Genomic DNA, 21,350 nt, shown 5'->3' with positions numbered 1-21,350 from the left:
CTTGTGAACAAAAGAACAGGCGACGGGTTCAGGCATGGTTCTCGCAGGAAAGCGCATCCTCCTCATCATCTCCGGCGGTATCGCGGCCTATAAAAGCCTCGATCTCATCCGCCGGCTGCGCGAGCGCGGCGCAAGCGTGCGGCCCGTTATGACATCGGGCGCACAGGAGTTCATCACGTCGCTTGCCGTCGGCGCGCTTGCCGCCGACCATGTCTTCACCGATCTGTTTTCGCGGCAGGATGAGCAGGATGTCGGCCATATAAGGCTGGCGCGCGACTGCGACTTCGTGCTGATCGCGCCCGCGACTGCCGATCTGCTCGCCAAGATGGCAAACGGGCTGGCCGATGATCTCGCCTCGACCATATTGCTCGCCACGGACAGACCAGTCCTCGCAGCCCCCGCCATGAACCCCAAGATGTGGGCCCATCCCGCGACTAGGCGCAACGTCGAAACTCTACGCAGCGACGGCATCGCCTTCATCGGCCCTATGACCGGCGAAATGGCCGAGAGCGGCGAAAGCGGCGCTGGCCGGATGGCGGAACCGCTCGATATCGTCGCAGCCGTCGAGCGTCGGCTGGACGACGGCGCCAAGCCGCTAGCCGGCAAGAAGGCGGTCGTCACTTCGGGACCGACACATGAGCCGATCGACCCGGTCCGCTACATCGCCAACCGCTCGTCGGGACGGCAGGGACATGCGATCGCCGCGGCGCTTGCTGCGCTCGGCGCCGATGTCACGCTCGTCTCCGGCCCGGTCACCATACCCGATCCGGTCGGCCTCAACGTCATCCATGTCGAGCGGGCGGATGAGATGCGCGACGCGGTGCTTGCGGCCCTTCCGGCTGATATCGCCGTGATGGTGGCGGCGGTCGCGGACTGGCGCGTCGCTTCCGCATCGGACCAGAAGATCAAGAAACATCCGGGCGAATCGATCCCAACGCTGGCGCTCACCGAAAATCCCGACATATTGAAAACGGTCGGCCACCATACGCAGCGGCCGAAACTCGTCATCGGCTTTGCCGCCGAAACCCAGGATGTCGAGAGCAATGCCCGCGCGAAGCTCGAACGCAAAGGCGCCGACTTTATCGTCGCCAACGACGTCTCGCCAGCAACCGGCATCATGGGGGGTACACGAAACCGCGTGAAGATTGTCAGTCACGGCGGCGTCGAGCAGTGGCCCGATCTCGACAAGGATGAAGTGGCGGTGCGGCTGGCGGCGCTGATATCGGAACAGTTCAAGCAGGGATAGCAGCCGGTGTCCGGATCTCTCCGACGGCATGCTCTTCCGGCTGGAAGGGCGTGACATGGACGCCCGTGTCGTCGATCAGAACGGCGCTGCCATCGGGGATCTCGCGCCAGGCATCGACATCGTCGTTCAGCGGCTCCGATACGAGGCAGTAGCCTGACCCGACAGGCGAGGCATACAGCGTCGGCGCCTTGCGGTCTGTCGCATAGCGGATGGCGTAGAGCGACTTGCCGTCGGAGAAGGCCGCCGTGAAGCGCACCAGCACCGAGCCCGTGAGATGCAGCGACAAGCCCTCGACGAAACCAATGGTCTGAGCGATCGCCGCCGTCGGGTTCGTCGTAAGACCGAACTGCATCGCCAACAGGAACAGGAGTTCGGAATCGGTTGTGCCGCTGCGGGCATGGAACAGCCGGTCGTCGAGCATGGCTTCCATCGGCCGGCGCAGGCGGTCGAAATTGGAAATCTGGCCATTGTGCTGGAAGGACCAGTTCTCGAAGACGAAGGGATGGCAATTGTCGCGCCGTGTGCCGCCGCCGGTGGCCGCGCGGACATGGGCGAGGAAGAGCGGCGAACGGATCTGCCGCGCCAGGCTCTTCAGATTGCAATCGGACCAGGCCGGCAGGATATCGCGGTAACGGCCAGGCTCCGGTCGGTCGCCATACCAGGCGATGCCGAAGCCGTCACCGTTGGTCGCCGTCTTGGCGCGCGTGGCGCAATGGGATTGTTCGATCAGGGAGTGGGCGGGCGAAGACACCAGCTCCTCCAGATAGAGGGGGTCTCCACGATAGGCTGCCCAGCGACACATGTGTCTTAATACTCCGATTCCCGCCTGTGTTCCTGTCTCGCGGGAGAATGGCAAATCCAGAGCGTGATGCCGAAAAGTGTAGGCGGTTTTCGGACGACATCACGCTCTACTTCTTCGATTCTAGAGCGGATTCAGATTTTAGGTCGAGCCGACCTAAAATCATCCGGCTCTAGGACGATTGTTTATGCGGAATGGATAATAAAGTCTTAATTTTCCATGCCGCGCGGTGCAAGATGACAGATATTTGACGCTTCGTCCGTTCACGTTTCGCATCGCAACATTTTCTTTGTGAAGGCCGCTGCGGCAGGGCTCTTGCCCGACATGCGGCGGGCAACACATTTCACTGCGACAATAAGTGTGAAGCTCTTCAAGACCGTGCCTCTTGCATCAGGTCAAATTTGAGCTACGTTTAGCTTGTCTGAAACGTAACGAAAGGAAGGTGATCCAATGTCTAGTGAGATTTCGGTCTTTGTATACGGCATGGAAATGGTTGTGAACGTTGCGAGGCAGCCCTCGCTCTGACCAGCACCTTCCCGAAGCGTTCGTCGCTTCAGGCCAGTTACGGGCCAAAGCTCATGGGGGGTCGCTTAAGGCGGCCCCTTTTGATTTTGAGCTGCTATTTTTTGTCTTGCCAAATGGGAAGAGCGCCTTAGCTAACCCAGCATGTCTTCTCAGGAACGGCCCGAACAGGGTGAAGCCAAACCGAGGCCGCTGAATGAGCCGGCCCTTACCGCACTCTCATTGTATCCGCAGGACTGGGCCTTGTTCCTCGATATCGACGGAACCCTGCTCGATCTCGCCGAAAGGCCGGAGGCGATCGTCGTGCCCGACTATCTGCCCGGCACGCTGCATGCGCTTTCCCGCCAGCTCGGCGGCGCGCTCGCCCTGGTGACGGGCCGCGCCATCGAATTCGTCGATCCCCTTTTCGCGCCCTTCCGCTTTCCTGTCGCCGGCCTGCATGGCGCGGAGCGGCGTGATGCGGCCGGGCGGCTGCGGCGAGCGCATATTCCGCCAGCCTTCCAAGCAATGAAGCAGACCATCTCCTACGAGGCCCAAGCCTGGCCCGGCGCCATCGTCGAGGACAAGGGGGCCGCGGTTGCGGTTCACTTCCGGCATGCACCCGCATACGAGGCCGAAATCGGCGAGGTCATGCAACGCCATCTGGAGGAAGCCGGTTCCGACTGGAACCTGCAGCGCGGCAAGATGGTGATCGAAATCTGCCCCGCGCATGCCAGCAAGGGATACGCCGTCGAGGCGTTTCTTGCCGAAACGCCCTTCGAAGGGCGCCGCCCGGTTGCGATCGGCGACGACGTGACCGACGAGACGATGTTTGCCGCCGCCAACCGTCTCGGCGGCCAATCCGTGCGCATCGGCGATGCCAACGGAAAAACGCTTGCGCGTGCATCCATTGGCTCGCCTGCGCGTTTAAGGGACGTGCTGGGAACGCTCGTCAAGTAATCAGTCGATCACGTCGACACCGATCCCAGCCTTCTCGAAAGGAAGTTACCGTTGAGTCGTCTCATCATTGTTTCCAACCGCGTTTCCGTGCCCGATCACAAGGGTGCAGCAGCTGCGGGCGGCCTTGCCGTGGCGTTGCAAGCAGCTCTTGCCGAGCGCGGCGGCATCTGGATGGGCTGGTCCGGCAAATCGAGCGGCGACGTCGAGCCCGAGCCGCTGAAGATGACGCAGGACGGCAACATCACCTATGCGCTGACCGATCTGACCCAGACCGATGTCGAAGAATATTATCAGGGCTTTGCGAACCGCGTGCTCTGGCCGATCTGCCATTACCGGCTCGATCTCGCCGAATATGCCCGCAAGGAAATGACCGGCTATTTCCGGGTCAACCGCTTCTTCGCCCACCGGCTTGCACCGCTGATCGAGCCTGACGACATCATCTGGGTGCATGACTATCATCTCATTCCGCTTGCGGCGGAGCTGCGGCAGATGGGCTTGAAGAACCGCATCGGCTTCTTCCTGCACATTCCCTGGCCGCCGGCTGATGTCGTGCTTGCCATGCCGGTGCATGAGGAGATCATGCGTGGCCTTTCCTCCTACGATCTGCTCGGCTTCCAAACCGATTACGATCTTGAAAACTTTGCGGGCTGCCTGAAGCGCGAGGGGATGGGCATCGAGAGAAGTCCCGGCCATTTCAGCGCCCACGGCCATGATTTTCGCGGCGGCGCCTACTCGATCGGTATCGAGACGGCGGGTTTTGCCGAATTTGCCCGCAGGGCCGCGTCGCACAGCATGGTGCAGAAGGTGCGGCAAAGCATTGAAGGCCGCGACCTGATCCTCGGCGTCGACCGGCTCGACTACTCCAAGGGCATCACGCAGCGCATCGACGCTTTCGAACGCTTCATCACCAACAACCCCGCTCACCAACGCAGCATCACCTATCTGCAGATCACGCCGAAATCTCGCTCGGAAGTCCCCGAATATGAGGCGATGCAGAACGCGGTTGCCGAACAGGCGGGCCGGGTCAATGGCGCGATCGGGACGGTCGACTGGGTGCCGATCCGCTATATCAACCGTTCGATCAGCCGCCCGATCCTGGCAGGCCTTTACCGGCTTGCGAAGGTCGGGCTCGTGACGCCGCTACGCGACGGTATGAACCTCGTCGCCAAGGAATATGTCGCGGCGCAAGACCCTGAAAACCCGGGCGTGCTGGTGCTATCGCGCTTTGCCGGGGCCGCGCGCAAGCTGAAGGGCGCGTTGCTGGTCAATCCTTATGATGTCGACGGCACCGCCAACGCGCTGGCGCGCGCCATCAACATGCCGCTACAGGAGCGGCAGGAGCGCTGGCGCGGCATGATGGATTATCTGCTGGAAAATGACGTATCGCGCTGGTGCGAGACGTTTCTTGCCGATCTTACGGCGGAATAGACCATGATGATCATCCGGTGGCGGCTTCGGTGAGCAGCCATTGCACCAGCTGCTCCGCCTCCGGGTTCGCGGCGGCCGGTGGCAGCAGCCAATAGCCGCGCTCCGGCGCCTCCAGCATGGGACCCACCGTCACCATCGTCCGCGCGGAGAGCAGGGAATCGACAAGGCCCATCCAGCCGATGGCAACGCCCTGCTCACTGAGCGCTGCCTGCACGACCAGCGAATAGGTGTTGAAGCGCAGATCGCCGCGGCCGGCATAGGCGTCGCGGGCAATGCTGAAGGCAGAAAGATAGCTTTCCCAGTCGAACCAGGGCGACGGGATCTCCGTATCGAGATGGACGAGCGTGGTGCCTGCTAGCTGCGAGGGATCAGTGAACGGGCCGTGGCGCTCCGCGAAACCCCTGGTGCAGATCGGCACGACCTTTTCCGGCAGAAGCAAGGTGGCGTCAGGACCGAATTCGTTGCGCGTGCCGAAGAAGACGGCGATATCGCCACTTTCCGGCCCGCCACGATCCAGCCGCTGTGTGGCGACGATCTGGATATCCACTTCCGGGTGAAGCAACCGGAATGCATGCATGCGCGGAATGAGCCACAGCGCGGAAAAAGCATAATCCGTGCGCAGGCGGACGGATGGCCGTTCCGCCTCGGCGCGGAAACTGCGCACCAGATGGTCGACGCTGCCGACGGATTTTTCGACGATCTCGAACAGGCGCCGGCCCTCCGGCGAAAGCTCGACGCCGCGATGCTGGCGGCGAAACAGGGATACGCCCATCTGCTCTTCGATGCGGCGGATCTGATAGCTGACGGCCGGTTGCGTCAGGCCAAGCGCTGCAGCGGCGGCGGAGAGGCTGCCGGAGCGGCCCACTTCCAGAAATATCCGCAGCCAACCAAGATCGACGAGACGTTCAACCATAAAATTTCCTTTTGGCATCTATCGAAAAATGCCTGCTTCACAGCGGGAACTCCAGTGATGTTCAATAAAATAATCCAATAACAAGGAATCACCGCCATGCGCTTGCCTGCAATGAGCCGCCTCGCAGCCATCGGCCTCTGATTATCGAGAAAGACACCGGCATGTCCCGCCCGAATATCCTCATCCTCATGGTCGATCAGTTCAACGGGACGTTCTTTCCCGACGGCCCGGCCGAGTTCCTGCATGCTCCGGTCCTGAAGGCTCTGGCGAAGCGTTCCGTGCGCTTTGCCAACAGCTATACGGCAAGCCCGCTCTGCGCGCCGGCGCGGGCTTCCTTCATGTCCGGGCAGTTGCCGAGCCGCACGCGCGTCTATGACAATGCCGCCGAATTCTGCTCGGATATTCCGACTTTCGCCCACCACCTGCGCGCCGCCGGCTATCAGACGGCGCTCTCCGGCAAGATGCATTTCGTCGGCCCGGACCAGATGCATGGCTTCGAGGAGCGGCTGACCACAGACATCTACCCCGCCGATTTCGGCTGGACTCCGGACTATACCAAGCCCGGCGAGCGTATCGACTGGTGGTATCACAATCTCGGTTCGGTCACCGGGGCCGGTGTCGCCGAGATCACCAACCAGATGGAATATGACGACGAGGTTGCCTATCACGCGACCCGCAAGCTCTACGATCTCTCCCGCCGCCAAGACGAAAGGCCCTGGTGCCTGACCGTCAGCTTCACGCATCCGCACGACCCCTATGTCGCGCGCCGGCGCTTCTGGGATCTCTATGAGGATTGCCCGGCGCTCGACCCGCAAGTCGGCGAAATTCCCTTCGAACGGCAGGACCCGCATTCGCAGCGGCTGATGAAGGCCTGCGACCACACCGCCTTCGACATCACGCCGGAACAGATCCGCAGGGCGCGCCGCGGCTATTTCGCCAACATCTCCTATGTCGACGAGAAGATCGGCGAGATATTGGACACGCTCGAGCGCGGCCGCATGGCCGACAACACGATCATCCTCTTCGTCTCCGACCACGGCGACATGCTCGGCGAGCGCGGCCTGTGGTTCAAGATGAACTTCTTCGAAGGTTCCGCCCGCGTGCCGCTGATGATCTCAGCGCCCGGCTGGCAGCCGAAGCGGATCGACCAGCCGGTTTCGACGCTCGACGTGACGCCGACGCTCGCCGCCCTTGCCGGCATCGACATCGCATCGCTGCGCCGCTGGACCGATGGCGAGGACCTGACGCCGCTGGTTCTTGGAACCGGAGGCCGCAGTCCCGTGCCGATGGAATATGCCGCAGAGGGCTCCGAGGCGCCGCTCGTAGGCCTGCGCGACGGCCGCTACAAGCTGATCCTTTGCGAGAAGGATCCGCCGATGCTCTTCGACATCGACGCCGACCCGAAGGAGCTGACCAATCTGGCCGGCGATCCGGCCTACGTGGAAACGCTGAGCCGGCTGACGGCGCAGGCCATGGCGCGCTGGGATCTTTCAAGCTTCGACGCTGCCGTGCGCGAGAGCCAGGCACGGCGATGGGTGGTCTACACCGCGCTTCGCAACGGCGCCTACTATCCCTGGGACTACCAGCCGCTGCAAAAGGCATCGGAGCGCTACATGCGCAACCATATGGACCTCAACGTGCTGGAAGAGAACCAGCGCTATCCGCGCGGCGAGTAGGATTTCGATGGCCTGTCGCCGGAGAGGACGATATTGTCGCGCCGGTCACGCGACGACGGCGCATGTCCGCATCGACATCGGCAACGGCTCGATCGTCACCTCCTCGATCACCAACGAGGCCGTGGACGAGCTGGGCCTGACGACGGGCTCCTCGGCCTATGCCGTCATCAAGGCATCGGACGTCATGGTCGCGGTGGACTGATAGCAATAGCTTGGAGCGGTTTCATGACGCGCCCTAAGCATCTCGCTTCCGGCAGTAATGTGCCGTCTCGCCGTCGCCGGTCTGGAAATCTCCGGGCTGCGGCGGCGCGATCGGTTTGAACAGGGTGCGGTCCGGCTTCAGGTCCAGCAAGGGCGTACCATCCAGGCAATCGAGGCCGCGCACCAGCAATACGTTCCCCTCGACCGCTTCCAGCTTGACGATGGATGTACCGATGGGATTGGGCCGAACCGGTGAGCGCAGCGAGAAGGTGCCATGCACCTTGCCGCTATTGGCCGGGCTCTGCAGCACGAGGTCCCGGCGCGACCGATCCAACCAATAGAGAACCTCCAGCCGCTCGAAGGCTTCCACGCCCTGCAGCGCCGCCACCCAAGGCTCGAAGATCTCGATCCGGCAGATGGGGCCATCATGCCGACCCTGGCGCGGCGTTTCCATGCGCGAGGTCCAGGGCGTGAAAATACGGCCGATGAAGGTGAGACCGGCATCCACAACTGCGGGCGGCTCGACGGCCACCTCATTTTCGCGAATTTCGTTTTCCCGGACCATGAATGCCTCCTCGACTACAGAGCTTACTTCATGCCCTTCAATAGCGCTGCCAACTGATCATTGGTCAGATCGACCTGATAGAACAGCTGGTAGAATTGCTTCACATCATCGGAAAAATCGCTGCGGAAGAGCTTCGGATAAATGAGCTTCTCCATCCAGCGCACGCCGAGCAGCCGATTGACGCCGGGCGGGGAACCGAACCAGCCGAAGGGCAAGGAGGGCGGCACGAAGATCTTGCCGTCCTTGACTGCTTTGATCCCAGCCCATTGCGGATCGCTCTTCACCGAAGCGGCGAAAGCGGGGCTCTCGGCAATGATGATATCCGGGTTCCAGCTGACGACCTGCTGCACGGTCACCTTGGCAAGGCCGCCCTTGCCGGCGGCGGCGGCAACATTCATCGTGCCGACGGCATCGAGGATTTCCAGATTGATCGAGCCGGAAAGGCCTGTCTCCAGCCCATCGGCGCCGCGACCATAATAGACGCGCGGGCGCGGATCGTTGGGCAATGTCGCAAGCTTCTCGTTCAGATCCTTGATCTCGGCATCGGCATAATCGGCCAGCTTGTTGGCGCGACCCTCGACGCCGATCAGGGCGCCGACGTCGCGAAGCGTATCGGCTGTGCGGGCAAAGCTGCCGTCGATGAGGATATAGGGAATGCCCGTCTCGCTCTGCACCTTGTCTGCCAACGCCTTGTAGGTGGGATCGACCGTGCCGGCATCGAGGATGATATCGGGCTTGGCGTCCACGACCGTCTGCGAGCTGATGGTTCCATCCTTGCCCGTCAAACGGCCAACTGTCGGCAGCGATCGCACGGACGGCATCAGATAGGCCTTGGCGGCATCATCGGGCGCATGGACCCAACCCACCAGTTTTTCCGGCGCCAGCACATAGACCAGTGCGGCGGCGGGTGGCCCGGCCACCAAAATACGGTTGATCTTGTCCGGCACCGACACCGTGCGTCCGGCCGCATCGGTAATGATTCGCGCCTCGGCTGCGACCGGCATCAGGCCGACGAAGGCCAGAGCAAGAACCGCAAGAAATTTCATCATGAAAATGCCTGTTCCGATCAAGGAGATCATCGGGCGGCACTATGGCATAGCGCTATATCGGATGGAACATCGCGAAGGCACTATTCCAAAACGAAACGCATCCGAACCGGTCATGCCGCCTTGACGGCATGATATTCCTTGATCGCGGCCATCTTGATAGCCGGGTAACGTTCCGCCTCGTAGCGCAGCGAGAAACCGTCCTGAGCGAGGAAGACCGGGTCTCCATCGAGATCGCGGGCGATGTCGCCGCGGCGTGCGGTCACGAACTTTTCGAGGTCGGCGGATTGATCGGCCGAGATCCAGCGGCAGACGGAGAAGCGCGACATTTCGAAGGAAACCGGCAGGCCGTATTCGGCCATCAGCCGCTCCTTCAAGACGTCGAGTTGCAGGGCACCGACGACGCCGACGATGGCGGGCGAGCCATCTTCGGGCGAGAACAGCTGCACGACGCCTTCTTCGGCCATCTGCTGCAGGGCTTCCTTGAGCTTCTTTGCCTTCATGGCATCCTCAAGGCGCACGCGGCGCAGGATTTCCGGAGAGAAGTTCGGTACGCCCTGGAAGACCAGCGATTCGCCTTCCGTCAACGTATCGCCGATGCGCAGCGTGCCGTGGTTCGGAATGCCGACGACATCGCCGGCATAGGCGGTATCGGCGAGCTGGCGCTGCGAGGCGAAGAAGAATTGCGGCGCGGTGAGACCGAGCTGCTTGCCGGTGCGCGACAACCGCGCCTTCATGCCGCGCTCCAGCTTGCCGGAGCAGATGCGCGCAAAAGCAATGCGGTCGCGGTGGTTCGGGTCCATGTTGGCCTGGATCTTGAAGACGAAGGCCGTCATCTTGTCGTCGGTCGCGTGCACCGTCCTGATGTCGGCGACCTGATCGCGCGGCGGCGGCGCGAATGCACCGAGCGCATTGATGAGATCGCGAACGCCGAAATTGCGCAGCGCCGAGCCGAAGAAGACCGGCGTCATATGACCTTCCAGGAAGGAGTCCCGGTCGAAGGGGCGGCAGGCTTCGATCGCCAGTTCCGTTTCGTCGATAAAGGCTTGGCGCTCGTTTTCCGGCAACCGGTCGGCGACCGCCTGCGGGCCGTTCACCTTCGTCGCCTCGACCTCGGTATCGGAACCGCGAACCGTATTGTCAGCCAGATGATAAGAGCCGCAGAACGTCTTGGAGCGACCGATCGGCCAGGTGACCGGCGCCGTATCGAGCGCCAGCTTCTCTTCGACCTCATCGAGGATTTCGAAAGGATCGCGACTTTCGCGGTCCATCTTGTTGATGAAGGTGATGATCGGGATGTCGCGCATGCGGCAGACTTCGAACAGCTTCAGCGTCCGCGGCTCAATACCCTTGGCGGCGTCGATGACCATGACGGCGGCATCGACGGCCGTCAGCGTGCGATAGGTATCGTCGGCGAAGTCTTCGTGGCCGGGTGTGTCGAGGATGTTGAAGACGTTGCCTTCATACTCGAAGGTCATGACGGAGGTGACGACCGAGATGCCGCGCTCGCGCTCGATCTTCATCCAGTCGGAGCGCGTCTGCATGCGATCCTTCTTCGCCTTGACCTCACCGGCGAGCTGGATGGCGCCGCCGAACAGCAGCAGCTTTTCGGTGAGCGTCGTCTTGCCCGCGTCCGGGTGAGCGATAATAGCAAATGTGCGGCGGCGGGAGACCGCCTCGGCGAGACTTTCGGCCATGCTTGTGAATCCTGTGAATTGGCGCCGTATCTAGCGACTCAAAGTCCTAAATGCAATTGACCTCCGGCTTTCGAGCGCAAACTATTGCGGCATGACCATTCACACCGATATCACTCCGACCCTGAACCTCATCCGCCTGCCGCATGGCGAGGGCCTGGAACTGCCGGCCTACGAAACCAAGGGCGCGGCCGGTATGGACCTGCGCGCCGCCATCGACGACGGTGCGACGCTGACGATCGCGCCGTGGAATCGGGTTCTCGTTCCAACGGGCTTTATTTTCGAAGTTCCCGAAGGTTTCGAGGCGCAGATCCGCCCCCGTTCCGGGCTTGCCTTCAAGCATGGCATCACTTGCCTGAACTCTCCCGGTACCATCGATAGCGACTATCGCGGCGAAGTGAAGGTGCTGCTGGCCAACCTCAGCGAGGAGCCGTTCGAGATCACCCGCGGCATGCGCATCGCGCAGATGGTCATAGCGCCAGTCATGCAAGTGCGTATCGCCGAGATTGCGGAGATCAGCGAAACCACGCGCGGCGCAGGCGGTTTCGGCTCGACCGGCGTTTGACGCAAGAATTTAGCGGGAAAGCGGCGGCAGCCGGCGCTTGACCGGTGTCGCCTTGATCATCGAGGTGTTGGTTTCCGCGCGCTCGGTGATCTTGTCCAGTATGCCATCGAGTTCGCCCATGGAGCGCACCACAAGCCTTCCGATAAAGCAATCGTCGCCGGTGACCTTGTCGCATTCGATGAATTCCGGCGTCTCCTGGATGATCCGTTCGACGACATGGAGCTGACCGGGCAAAGGCCGGACGCGGACGATCGCCTGTAGCGGATAGCCGATCGCCTCCGGCGCGATATCGACGGTGAAGGCCGAGATGATGCCCCGCTCCTCCAGCCGCCGCAGCCGCTCCGCCGCGCTCGGCGACGACAGGCCGGCTACTTCCGCCAGCTCTTTCAAGGATATCCGGGCATTGCGCGCCAATGCCTCGAGCATTCGCTGATCGATCTCGTCGAGATTGAGGGAAGCGTTAGGGGCGCTCATGATATAGCCTTACTTAATTAGGTGATGAGATTTCCTTGCCTAAATAAATCTATATTATCCATGCTCCCGTCGCAATATGATTGGCTCCGATAGATGGGAGTCAAGGTGATGAACGAGATAAAACGCGGCACAGTGGAAATGACGGCAGCCATGCTGATTTCAGGGACGATCGGCTGGTTTGTGCTGATGTCCGGACAGGCGGTGAGCGGGGTCGTCTTCTGGCGCTGTTTCTTCGGCGCGCTGACACTGCTCGTCATCTGCGCTGCCATGGGCCTGCTCCGCCCCGGCATCGTCAATCTCAAGACATTTTCCATCGCCGTCGGTGGCGGGATTGCCATCGTCCTCAACTGGCTGCTGCTGTTCGCCGCCTATTCGCACGCCTCCATTTCTATTGCCACGACCGTCTACAATACGCAGCCCTTCATGCTGCTGGGGCTCGGCGCATTGTTCCTCGGCGAACGGATCACCTTCACCAAGCTCTTCTGGCTGGCTCTCGCCTTTGCCGGCATGGCTGTGATCGTCGAAGGCAAGCCGAGCGAGGGAGCCGGCACCGGTAGTTATACGATCGGCATCCTGCTTTCGCTGGGCGCGGCCTTCTTCTATGCGCTGGCAGCCATCGCCGCCAAATGGTTGAAGGGCACGCCGCCGCACCTGATCGCTCTCATCCAGGTTTCGACCGGCATCCTGATGCTGGCGCCCTTCACCAATTTCTCGGCCGCACCCCAGGATGTCGGCGGCTGGTCGATCCTCGTCACCATGGGCGTCGTCCATACCGGGTTGATGTATGTGCTGCTTTACGGCGCCATCCAGAAGCTGCCGACGCATCTGACCGGCGCGTTATCCTTCATCTATCCGATCGCCGCCATCGTGGTCGATCGCTTCGCCTTCGGCCATGTGCTCGGCGCAGCCCAGGTCATCGGCGCGATCATCATCCTCGCGGCTGCCGCCGGCATGAACCTGGGATGGACGATCCCCCTGCCCTGGAATAGAAATCACCATCTTTCCAAAGGCGCCGCCGAATGATCACCTGCTCATGTGGCCGGTGTTCCAGGTTTACTTAGCCGGCTGCGGGCAACTCTGCGGTTGGCCATCGAGCCCCTCAGCCATCTTCTCGAAGGTCGCGCCTGATCCAGCCTTGCCGCCGATGTGCAGCACATAGAGGCTGTCGAAATCCTTGCCATGCCATTTCGGCACTGCTTTTTCATCGCCACCATTCTCGCTCATCAGCTGGCGGGCGAGATCGACGATCTGCTTATGTTCCCAGGCGACGAAGATGAGCTTGCCGGCATAGACTGGCTTCTTCAGCTCGGCTTTCAGATCATCGATGTCCTCATAGCCGAAGCTGGTATCAACAGGCAGCCCGAACGCAACGGCAGTCGGCTCGATGGTGGCGAGCGGACGGATATAGTCGTAGGAGATGCCTGAATCCTCCTTCCGCTTCGACGGATCCGGCGCAAAGATCGCCGCAGGCTTGCCGAAGAGCTTGCTGAGCACCGGCGGCAGGGCAAGCGACCGGTTAAGACCTTGGCAGCTCAGCTGGCCGAGACCTGCTTCTGGCTTTTCGCCATGGCGCATGAAGACGATCGTCTGCGTTCCCTTCTCTGCCGCCAAAGCGAGCGGCGCTAGGCTTGCGAGCGAGGCGAGCGTCAGAAGACCGACGATGACGGCTCGCATCAGCGCTGCGCCTCGAAAGCCATTCGTACGGCGAGCCCGGCCAGCACCGTGCCCATCAGCCAGCGCTGCACCAGCATGAAGGACGGGCGGCTTGAGAAGAACAGCGAGACGGAGCCGGCCGTCAGCGCAAAGATGGAATTGAGCGTGAGGCTGACAGCAATATGGGTAAAGCCGAAAATGACGGATTGGCTGAAGACGCTGCCGTTAGCGGGATCAATGAACTGCGGCAGCAGCGAAAGATAGAGGACCGCGACCTTCGGGTTCAGCAGACTGGTCACCAGGCCCATAGCGAAGAGTTTGCGCGGCCCATCTTTTGGGAGATCGCGGACCTGAAAGGCGGACCGACCGCCCGGCTTCAAGGCATTCCAGGCGAGCCAAGCGAGATAGGCCGCACCGACAAGACGCAGCGCGTCATAGGCAAAGGGCACGGCGAACAGGAAGGCCGTGATACCGAGCGCAGCCGAAAGCATATAGAAGACGAAGCCGAGCGCCACGCCGCCAAGCGAGATCAGTCCCGCCGCCGGCCCCTGCGAGATCGACCGCGACACCAGATAAATCATGTTCGGCCCTGGCGTCACCACCATTCCGACGGCGATCAGGGCAAAGGTGATGATACTGGTCAGATGCGGCATGGAGACTCCGGCGGAGAGAGGGCTTCAGAAGGAGATGTCGGTGGATGCGACCAGCTTGATTTCATGCGGCCCGGCATCGAAGCCGTCAAGCAGCATATTGTGGTGGGTGACAATCTCTTCGAAGCTCAGTTTGCCCATATCCGCCGTCGTGTGCCCGTCGGATATCAGCGAGACGTCGAAACCGAGCGAAACGGCGCGCCGCACGGTCGTATCGACGCAGAATTGGGTCATGCAGCCGCCGACGATGAGATGGGTGACGCCACGGCCCTTGAGCCGCACCTCCAGATCCGTCTCGAAGAAGGAATCGCAGCTCGTCTTGTGCACCACGACATCGCCGGCTTCAGGGGCGATTTCCCGGCGCAATTGCCAGCCTTCGCCGCGTTTCGCCAGGCGATGCCCTGGGGTGCCGTCATGCTGGACGATGAAGGCGGGAATGCCAGCGGCGCGGGCGCTGTGCTTCAGCGCCGCGAGCTTGGCGATAACAGCCTCCAACGCAGCATCGATATCAGGCTGACGCTCCGGCGTGCCGAGGCCGGTCAGGATGGAATTCTGAAGATCGATCAGGAGCAATGCGGAAGACATGATATCCTTGGGCAGAGCGGTTTCGACGCGTCGTCAACGCCTTGGTAGTATGTTCGCAGCATCAGCGCAATCGCTTGAAAACGCAAAGGTGGTGCGATAGAGCAGGCACCATCTGAGGAGGAAATAGTCATGACGCTCGCATCCCTGCTCGCCTATTGCGGCGCGCTCTTCGTCGCGGCGGCCATTCCCGGCCCGGGCATCACGGCAATCGTGGCGCGCGCCCTCGGCTCCGGCTTTCGCGAGACCTTCTTCATGGGCCTCGGCCTCGTGCTCGGCGACACCATCTACCTGACGGCGGTCGTTCTCGGGCTTGCCTTTGTCGCGCAGACTTTCACCGAGGTCTTCATCCTCATCAAGATCGCCGGTGCGCTTTATCTCGGCTATATCGCCTGGAAGCTCTGGACAGCGGGCCTGCTTGCAACCGACGTTGCCGCGAAGAAATCGAACGGCGCCGGCATGTCCTTCCTCTCCGGCCTGCTTGTCACGCTCGGCAACCCCAAGACCATGCTTTTCTATGTCGCGCTGGTGCCGACCCTGATCGATATCGGCAGCATCGGGCTGCGCGAATATGCGACGCTGGTGGCGGCGACCTTCGTCGTCCTTCTGATCGTTCTCGTGCCCTATATGTTGCTGGCGTCGCGGGCGCGCACCTTCCTCAAGAAGCCGAGGGCGCTGCAGATCCTGAACCGGGTCGCGGCCAGCATCCTCGCCGCTACGGCCGCCTTCATCGCGGCACGTGCCGCGTGAAATAAACATCCCCGGAGAAAGGTTCCCGGAGATTCTTTTCTCACGGCCGATGCGGCACAAAGGGCGCGCACTCTGGTGTCCGCAGGCGTTTGATCCTATTGTCACCGCATAATTCAAACGTAGGGAGAGCTACCCATGTCCGACACCCGCAAACCCGGTCGCGGCCGCGTCTATACCTCGATCACCGAGACCATTGGTGACACGCCGATCGTCCGCCTCGACAAGCTGGCGAAGGAGAAGGGCGTCAAGGCCAACCTCCTGGCAAAGCTCGAGTTCTTCAATCCGATCGCGTCCGTGAAGGACCGCATCGGTGTCGCCATGATCGAGAGCCTGGAATCGCAGGGCAAGATTGCTCCCGGCAGGACCGTGCTGATCGAGCCGACCTCGGGCAATACCGGCATCGCGCTCGCCTTCGCCGCCGCCGCCAAGGGTTATCGCCTTATCCTCACCATGCCCGAGACCATGTCGATCGAGCGGCGCAAGATGCTGGCGCTGCTCGGCGCCGAGCTGGTGCTGACCGAGGGACCGAAGGGCATGAAGGGTGCGATCGCCAAGGCGGAAGAGCTGGCCTCGAGCCTGCCGGATGCGATCATTCCGCAGCAGTTCGAAAATCCCGCCAATCCGGAAATCCATCGCAAGACGACAGCCGAGGAAATCTGGAACGATACCGAAGGCAAGGTCGATATCTTCGTTGCCGGCATCGGCACTGGCGGCACGATCACCGGCGTCGGCCAAGTTCTGAAAGCCCGCAAGCCCGACATCAAGGTCATCGCTGTCGAGCCGACGGATTCGCCTGTTCTCTCCGGCGGCAATCCCGGCCCGCACAAGATCCAGGGCATCGGCGCCGGCTTCGCGCCGAAGATCCTCGACACTCATGTCTATGACGAGGTGGTCACCGTCAGCAATGACGAGGCGTTCCAGCAGGCGCGGCTCGTCGCCAAGCTCGAAGGCGTGCCAGTCGGTATTTCTTCGGGTGCAGCATTGACGGCCGCGATCAAGATCGGCCAGCGTCCCGAAAACGAAGGCAAGACCATCGTGGTCATCATCCCGTCCTTCGCCGAGCGTTATCTCTCGACGGCGCTGTTCGAAGGACTTGGCGGCTGAGTTAACGGCAGTAATTGATTGAGAAAGGGGTGCTGCGGCGCCCTTTTTATTTGAGCAGGCTGAAGGCGATCGGGTGCTGCAGAGTCTCGAATTGTCAGGCATGCGCGGTCAGTCGCTCGCCGGCAATCCGGTAGGAGATGGCTTCGGCAAGATGGATGCGCCCGACGGTCGGCTTGTCATCGAGATCGGCAAGGGTACGCGCCACCTTGAGAATGCGATGATAGCCACGGGCGGAGAATTTCATCTTCTCGGCCGCGTCGCGCAGCAATTGCAGGCCGGCGGCATCCGGCTCGGCGATGGTTTCGATCACCGCTGTCGAGCAGCGGGCGTTGGTGGCGACGTCCTTCATGCCGGCTCGTTCGAAGCGTTCCCGCTGCCGTTCGCGGGCGCGGGCGACGCGGAGCGCGACATCAGCACTGCTTTCCGAGGCTGTCGGCCGGATGAGGTCGGCGGCGGAGACCGCCGGCACGTCGATGCGGATATCGATACGATCGAGCAAGGGGCCGGAAATGCGGCCTTGATAATCGGATGCGCAACGCGGCCCACGGGCGCAGGTATGCCCCGGCTCGCCGGCCATGCCGCAACGACACGGGTTCATCGCCGCCACGAGCTGAATGCCGGCCGGATAGGAGACACGGTGGTTTGCTCTGGCGATGACGCATTCGCCGGTTTCCAGCGGCTGGCGCAGCGCATCGAGCGCCTGCGGCGAAAACTCCGGTAGTTCGTCAAGGAACAGAATGCCGTGATGGGCGAGCGACACTTCGCCTGGCCGAGCGCGAAAGCCGCCACCGACGAGCGCCGCCATAGTGGCGGAATGATGCGGCGCGCGATAAGGCCGCCGGTCCGAGAGCTTGCCGCCGGAAAGCTGACCGGCGATCGAATGGATCATCGACACTTCCAGCAGTTCATTCGTCGACAAGGGCGGCAGGATCGACGGCAGGCGCGAGGCGAGCATCGACTTGCCGGAGCCGGGAGGCCCGACGAAAAGCAGATTATGGCCGCCGGCGGCCGCCACTTCCAGGGCGCGCTTGGCGCTTTCCTGCCCCTTGATATCGGCGAGGTCGGGCAGGTTGGCGGCATTGGCGCGGACTGACGGTTCCGGCCGTGACAGGACCTGTGTGCCACGGAAATGATTGGCGAGCGCGATCAAACTACGCGGCGCCAGAATATCGATCTCCTTGCCGGCCCAGGCGGCTTCGGGGCCGCTTTCGGCCGGGCAGATCAGCCCTCTGCCCATGGCATTGGCGGCGATCGCGGCGGGAAGCGCGCCGGCAACGGGTGCAATCGTGCCATCCAGATTGAGTTCGCCGATAACGGTGTAGGACGACAGGGCATCAGCGGGGATCGCGCCGAGCGCCGCCATCAGCCCAAGCGCGATGGCAAGATCGAAGTGGCTGCCCTCCTTGGGCAGGTCCGCCGGCGCGAGATTGACCGTGACTTTCTTCGGCGGCAGGGCAAGGCCGGAGGCGTGCAGCGCCGCCTGAACCCGCTCCCGGCTCTCGGCCACCGCCTTGTCGGGCAGGCCGACGATATGCATCAGCACCTTGCCCGGCGCGATCATCACCTGCACTTCGACGGGTACGCCTTCGATCCCCTGAAACGCCACCGTACTGACGCGCGCTACCATGCCCTATCCCCTGTCGCCGAACCCGTTTGCCGTTACGTGCCCCGATCAGCAAACTTCGGGTTGCAATCTGGCATAAGACAAGGAATGAAACAAGAACAATAAACGAACAAAAATTTCACCCCGCATGTCGAAATTATCGACATGCGGGGGTAAATAGATCATTCAGCTGAAAGCGTGGCGGGAACTGCCGGTCAGGATCGCTTGGCTTCGATCGCATCCCAGAGCAGGCTGGCGATATCGGCGCCACCGAAGCGCTTGACTTCGCGGAGGCCGGTCGGCGACGTCACGTTGATCTCGGTCATATAGTCGCCGATGACGTCGATGCCGACGAGCAGGAAGCCGCGCTCCTTCAGGGCCGGTCCGATGCGCTTGCAGATTTCCTTCTCGCGCGCTGTCAGCTCGGTCGCTTCGGCGCGACCGCCCACATGCATGTTGGAGCGGGCGTCATGCTCGGCCGGCACGCGGTTGATCGCGCCGACGGCCTCGCCATCGACGAGGATGATGCGCTTGTCGCCCTTGCGCACGTCGGGGAGATATTGCTGGGCAATGAAGGGTTCGCGGAAGAGCTGGCCGAACATCTCGAGCAGGGACGAGAGATTGCGGTCGTCGCGGGTCGAGTGGAACACACCGGCGCCGCCATTGCCGTAGAGCGGCTTCAGGATGATATCGCCCATTTCATCGCGGAAACGGCGGATTTCAGCCGGATCGCGGGTGATCAGCGTCTTCGGCATGAGATCGGCGAATTCGGTGACGAAGATCTTTTCAGGCGAGTTGCGCACCCATGCCGGATCGTTGACGACGAGCGTCTTCGGATGGATGCGTTCGAGCAGATGTGTCGAGGTGATATAGGCCATGTCAAAGGGCGGGTCCTGGCGCAGCAGCACCACGTCCATCGTCGAGAGATCGACGCGCTCGGGTTCGCCGAGTTCGAAGTGATCGCCCTTGACGTCGCGCAGGATCATCGGCTCGACGGAGGCATAGATCCTGCCGTCGCGCATGCTCAGCCGCTCTGGCGTGTAATGGAAGAGCTTGTAGCCACGGTTCTGCGCCTCGAGGCTCATGGCGAAGGTGGAGTCACCCGCAATGTTGATGCTTTTCACATGGTCCATCTGGACCGCAACATTCTTGATACCAGCCATAATCAGCCCTCGCTCGGATTTGCGCACAGATGTAGGTCGGCCCGCATCCAAACGCAACGACTATTCAAGGGCTTCCGCCGGAGGTTTGCTCGACAGGCCTGCCGCACTCAGGCGGCAAGACCCTGTGCGCCGCCCTGGCGGACGAAGTTGCGCAGGCGATAAGCCATCGTCAGAGGCTTCGGGAACGGCTTGCGCAGAAAGGCGACCTTGCGCAGGTAGCGATCGATGCGCCATGTCGCCCAGGTGCCGCCGGCGAAATAGGCGACATCGCCGGCGCTGAGCGTCCGCTCGACGCCGTCTTCCGTAGTGATATGCACCTCACCCTCGAGGATCATCACCGTTTCGTCCCAGCCGAAATACCAGCGGAACTCGCCAGCGGTGCAATCCCACAACGCCGTCATCGCGGCATCGTCCTGCCCGCGCGAATGCTCGGCGATGCGGGCGACCGGATTACCCGACAAAACCCAGGAGGGTTCGATCGGCGACGGCTTCATTTCCATTTCGTTGCTGGCGCCAGCTACGAAGCTTTTCGACTGCGGCAGCGCGACTACGGCCGGGACGGCACGCGCGGCAAAAGCCGCCATGCTCGCCAACATCAGTTTCAAGACCATGCAATCCCCCAATTCCATGCGCGTCTGCGACCTCATCGCATGGAAGCGGTAACGGCGCGGTTCATGAAACCCAGCGCATTTTAACGATTGCAGCGATCAGGCTGAAAAGCCTTCGATCGTGCATACGACCATATCGTGGTCGGAGAGCGGCTTGCCCTCACCATTGAGAGAAGACACGAGATGGCTTTGGCCGATCTTCAAGCCGCGGGTGATAAACCAATCGAGCTTCATGGCGCGGTCAGGGAAACGCGTGATCAGGCTCGGACGCGTGCTCGTCTGATCGAGCGGCCCGCCATGGCATTCGAAACCACGGCCTTCGGCCATGGCGAAAAGCGTATCCGTCGAATAATCGCCGCCGGTATGGTTGCCGGTGTTGAGATCGCCGCCGATCAGGATCGGCAGGCCGGGTGCGAAGGCTTCGACCTCATCGATCAGTGCCGCCATCTGCCGCTCGCGATAGGCAGCGGTCGCAACACTTTCGAGGTGAACGGAAACGGCGACCATCGGACCCGCCTCGGTCTCGACGATCGCGCCAACGGCACAGCGATCGCCGATGCGCGGCTGCTCGTTGCTGTCGTTGAACCAGACGGCCTCGCCCGGCAGGCGGAACAAGAAAGCATCCTTCAGGGCGACCGAAGCCATCAAGGCATTGCCATGAAAGCCCTTCTCATTGAAATCATCGCGGCAGTAAGAGCGCTCGATCTCCGAACCGAGGCTCAACTCCAGAAACTCGACACCATAGGCATGGCTCATGCCGAGTTCGCCGGCGATGATGGTGGTCGGATCCCGCTGTTCTGTGCGGGCCATGCCCAGATCCATTTCCGACAGCAGCACCAGCGGTGCGCCGGTTTCCCGCAGCTTGGCCGCACTTTCCTCCGGAAACAGGCAGCGCTCGAGATTCCAGGCCGCGACCGTAAACGGAAAGGACAGAGCCTCGATCCTGGCGCCCGCCCCGCCGATGCGCACCGCATTCAGGCAGGCGAGCGATGCAAGCTTCTCGGCATGAATGGCCGCGGTTTTTTCAAGCGAAACGAAGCCCCTGCGCTCCTCCTGTGAGGGAACGGTAAAGGCGGAAACGATGTTGCGGATCATGATAAGGCCTGTCGAAACGAGATGATGCGCGCCGGCGGGAAAATCGCGAGCGTTGATCGCTCGGCAATAGGATG

22 protein-coding genes are annotated in these 21,350 nt (G+C 61.9%); 9 read left to right on the top strand and 13 right to left on the bottom strand.

Annotation, left to right across the window (positions count from 1 at the left end):
- Window positions 1-34 precede the first annotated feature (34 nt).
- A complete protein-coding gene (gene coaBC, locus FHT84_RS11515; protein WP_183762384.1) occupies window positions 35-1,246 on the top strand; it encodes a bifunctional phosphopantothenoylcysteine decarboxylase/phosphopantothenate--cysteine ligase CoaBC in 1,212 nt (403 codons plus the stop codon).
- Here coaBC and FHT84_RS11510 read toward each other — a convergent pair.
- Window positions 1,233-2,048 carry a class II glutamine amidotransferase gene (locus FHT84_RS11510; protein WP_183762381.1) on the bottom strand — a complete coding sequence of 272 codons (816 nt, stop codon included), beginning with the start codon at window positions 2,046-2,048 and terminating at the stop codon, window positions 1,233-1,235. The genes coaBC and FHT84_RS11510 overlap by 14 nt on opposite strands.
- Before the next feature lie 663 nt (window positions 2,049-2,711).
- On the opposite strand from FHT84_RS11510, the gene otsB reads away from it, so the two are divergent.
- Both otsB and otsA read left to right on the top strand, forming a co-directional pair.
- Window positions 2,712-3,506, top strand: a complete 795-nt coding sequence (gene otsB, locus FHT84_RS11505; protein ID WP_183762378.1) for a trehalose-phosphatase — start codon at window positions 2,712-2,714, stop codon at window positions 3,504-3,506.
- Between the two features lie 51 nt (window positions 3,507-3,557).
- Window positions 3,558-4,934 (top strand): alpha,alpha-trehalose-phosphate synthase (UDP-forming), encoded by a 1,377-nt coding sequence (gene otsA, locus FHT84_RS11500; RefSeq protein ID WP_183762365.1) that lies wholly within the window; start codon window positions 3,558-3,560, stop codon window positions 4,932-4,934.
- A 10-nt stretch (window positions 4,935-4,944) separates the two neighbouring features.
- Here the strand turns inward: otsA and FHT84_RS11495 are convergent, their stop codons facing one another.
- A complete protein-coding gene (locus tag FHT84_RS11495; RefSeq protein ID WP_183762362.1) occupies window positions 4,945-5,847 on the bottom strand; it encodes a LysR family transcriptional regulator in 903 nt (300 codons plus the stop codon).
- A 161-nt stretch (window positions 5,848-6,008) separates the two neighbouring features.
- On the opposite strand from FHT84_RS11495, the gene betC reads away from it, so the two are divergent.
- Both betC and FHT84_RS11485 read left to right on the top strand, forming a co-directional pair.
- Window positions 6,009-7,523 (top strand): choline-sulfatase, encoded by a 1,515-nt coding sequence (gene betC, locus FHT84_RS11490; RefSeq protein WP_183762359.1) that lies wholly within the window; start codon window positions 6,009-6,011, stop codon window positions 7,521-7,523.
- Window positions 7,524-7,530: 7 nt separating this feature from the next.
- Complete coding sequence (locus FHT84_RS11485; protein ID WP_183762356.1) at window positions 7,531-7,725, top strand: TOBE domain-containing protein; 195 nt, start codon at window positions 7,531-7,533, stop codon at window positions 7,723-7,725.
- Window positions 7,726-7,758: 33 nt separating this feature from the next.
- Here the strand turns inward: FHT84_RS11485 and tsaA are convergent, their stop codons facing one another.
- The 3 genes from tsaA to FHT84_RS11470 all read right to left on the bottom strand — a co-directional run bounded on the left by tsaA (window position 7,759) and on the right by FHT84_RS11470 (window position 11,032).
- Window positions 7,759-8,289 carry a tRNA (N6-threonylcarbamoyladenosine(37)-N6)-methyltransferase TrmO gene (gene tsaA / locus FHT84_RS11480; protein WP_183762353.1) on the bottom strand — a complete coding sequence of 177 codons (531 nt, stop codon included), beginning with the start codon at window positions 8,287-8,289 and terminating at the stop codon, window positions 7,759-7,761.
- Window positions 8,290-8,312: 23 nt separating this feature from the next.
- Entirely contained in the window at window positions 8,313-9,338 is a 1,026-nt protein-coding gene (locus FHT84_RS11475) for an iron ABC transporter substrate-binding protein (protein WP_183762350.1), read from the bottom strand.
- 110 nt (window positions 9,339-9,448) lie between these two features.
- Window positions 9,449-11,032: a peptide chain release factor 3 gene (locus FHT84_RS11470; protein ID WP_112343600.1), complete on the bottom strand. Its 1,584-nt coding sequence runs from the start codon at window positions 11,030-11,032 to the stop codon at window positions 9,449-9,451.
- 91 nt (window positions 11,033-11,123) lie between these two features.
- Between FHT84_RS11470 and dut the strand changes: the two genes are divergently transcribed.
- Entirely contained in the window at window positions 11,124-11,594 is a 471-nt protein-coding gene (gene dut, locus FHT84_RS11465) for a dUTP diphosphatase (RefSeq protein WP_169644209.1), read from the top strand.
- 9 nt (window positions 11,595-11,603) lie between these two features.
- On the opposite strand, the gene FHT84_RS11460 is transcribed toward dut, so the two are convergent.
- A complete protein-coding gene (locus FHT84_RS11460) occupies window positions 11,604-12,068 on the bottom strand; it encodes an Lrp/AsnC family transcriptional regulator (RefSeq protein ID WP_183762347.1) in 465 nt (154 codons plus the stop codon).
- Window positions 12,069-12,176: 108 nt separating this feature from the next.
- On the opposite strand from FHT84_RS11460, the gene FHT84_RS11455 reads away from it, so the two are divergent.
- Window positions 12,177-13,091, top strand: a complete 915-nt coding sequence (locus tag FHT84_RS11455) for a DMT family transporter (RefSeq protein WP_113249837.1) — start codon at window positions 12,177-12,179, stop codon at window positions 13,089-13,091.
- Between the two features lie 30 nt (window positions 13,092-13,121).
- On the opposite strand, the gene FHT84_RS11450 is transcribed toward FHT84_RS11455, so the two are convergent.
- The 3 genes from FHT84_RS11450 to FHT84_RS11440 are packed head-to-tail and all read right to left on the bottom strand — an operon-like array spanning window position 13,122 to window position 14,956.
- Complete coding sequence (locus tag FHT84_RS11450; protein WP_183762345.1) at window positions 13,122-13,742, bottom strand: hypothetical protein; 621 nt, start codon at window positions 13,740-13,742, stop codon at window positions 13,122-13,124.
- Complete coding sequence (locus FHT84_RS11445) at window positions 13,742-14,374, bottom strand: LysE family translocator (protein WP_183762342.1); 633 nt, start codon at window positions 14,372-14,374, stop codon at window positions 13,742-13,744. The genes FHT84_RS11450 and FHT84_RS11445 overlap by 1 nt, the downstream gene beginning before the upstream one ends.
- 24 nt (window positions 14,375-14,398) lie before the next feature.
- Window positions 14,399-14,956, bottom strand: coding sequence for a cysteine hydrolase family protein (locus FHT84_RS11440; RefSeq protein WP_183762339.1), 558 nt, complete (start codon window positions 14,954-14,956; stop codon window positions 14,399-14,401).
- A 129-nt stretch (window positions 14,957-15,085) separates the two neighbouring features.
- Between FHT84_RS11440 and FHT84_RS11435 the strand changes: the two genes are divergently transcribed.
- Together FHT84_RS11435 and cysK are read left to right on the top strand one after the other, a co-directional pair.
- Window positions 15,086-15,703 (top strand): LysE family translocator, encoded by a 618-nt coding sequence (locus FHT84_RS11435; protein WP_183762336.1) that lies wholly within the window; start codon window positions 15,086-15,088, stop codon window positions 15,701-15,703.
- Window positions 15,704-15,838: 135 nt separating this feature from the next.
- Window positions 15,839-16,807: a cysteine synthase A gene (cysK, locus tag FHT84_RS11430; protein ID WP_112343594.1), complete on the top strand. Its 969-nt coding sequence runs from the start codon at window positions 15,839-15,841 to the stop codon at window positions 16,805-16,807.
- A gap of 94 nt (window positions 16,808-16,901) precedes the next feature.
- Here cysK and FHT84_RS11425 read toward each other — a convergent pair whose 3' ends face one another.
- The 4 genes from FHT84_RS11425 to FHT84_RS11410 all read right to left on the bottom strand — a co-directional run bounded on the left by FHT84_RS11425 (window position 16,902) and on the right by FHT84_RS11410 (window position 21,276).
- Window positions 16,902-18,434 carry a YifB family Mg chelatase-like AAA ATPase gene (locus tag FHT84_RS11425; RefSeq protein WP_183762333.1) on the bottom strand — a complete coding sequence of 511 codons (1,533 nt, stop codon included), beginning with the start codon at window positions 18,432-18,434 and terminating at the stop codon, window positions 16,902-16,904.
- 191 nt (window positions 18,435-18,625) lie between these two features.
- Window positions 18,626-19,573, bottom strand: coding sequence for a glutathione synthase (gshB, locus tag FHT84_RS11420; protein ID WP_112343592.1), 948 nt, complete (start codon window positions 19,571-19,573; stop codon window positions 18,626-18,628).
- A gap of 107 nt (window positions 19,574-19,680) precedes the next feature.
- Complete coding sequence (locus FHT84_RS11415; RefSeq protein WP_183762331.1) at window positions 19,681-20,184, bottom strand: cupin domain-containing protein; 504 nt, start codon at window positions 20,182-20,184, stop codon at window positions 19,681-19,683.
- 96 nt (window positions 20,185-20,280) lie between these two features.
- On the bottom strand, window positions 20,281-21,276 hold the full coding sequence (locus FHT84_RS11410) for an endonuclease/exonuclease/phosphatase family protein (RefSeq protein WP_169644199.1): 996 nt from the start codon (window positions 21,274-21,276) through the stop codon (window positions 20,281-20,283).
- Window positions 21,277-21,350 lie beyond the last annotated feature (74 nt).

The sequence above is a fragment of the Rhizobium sp. BK289 genome (assembly GCF_014193575.1).
Classification (GTDB): domain Bacteria; phylum Pseudomonadota; class Alphaproteobacteria; order Rhizobiales; family Rhizobiaceae; genus Rhizobium; species Rhizobium tropici_C.
This window is presented reverse-complemented; position numbering and strand designations above follow the sequence as displayed.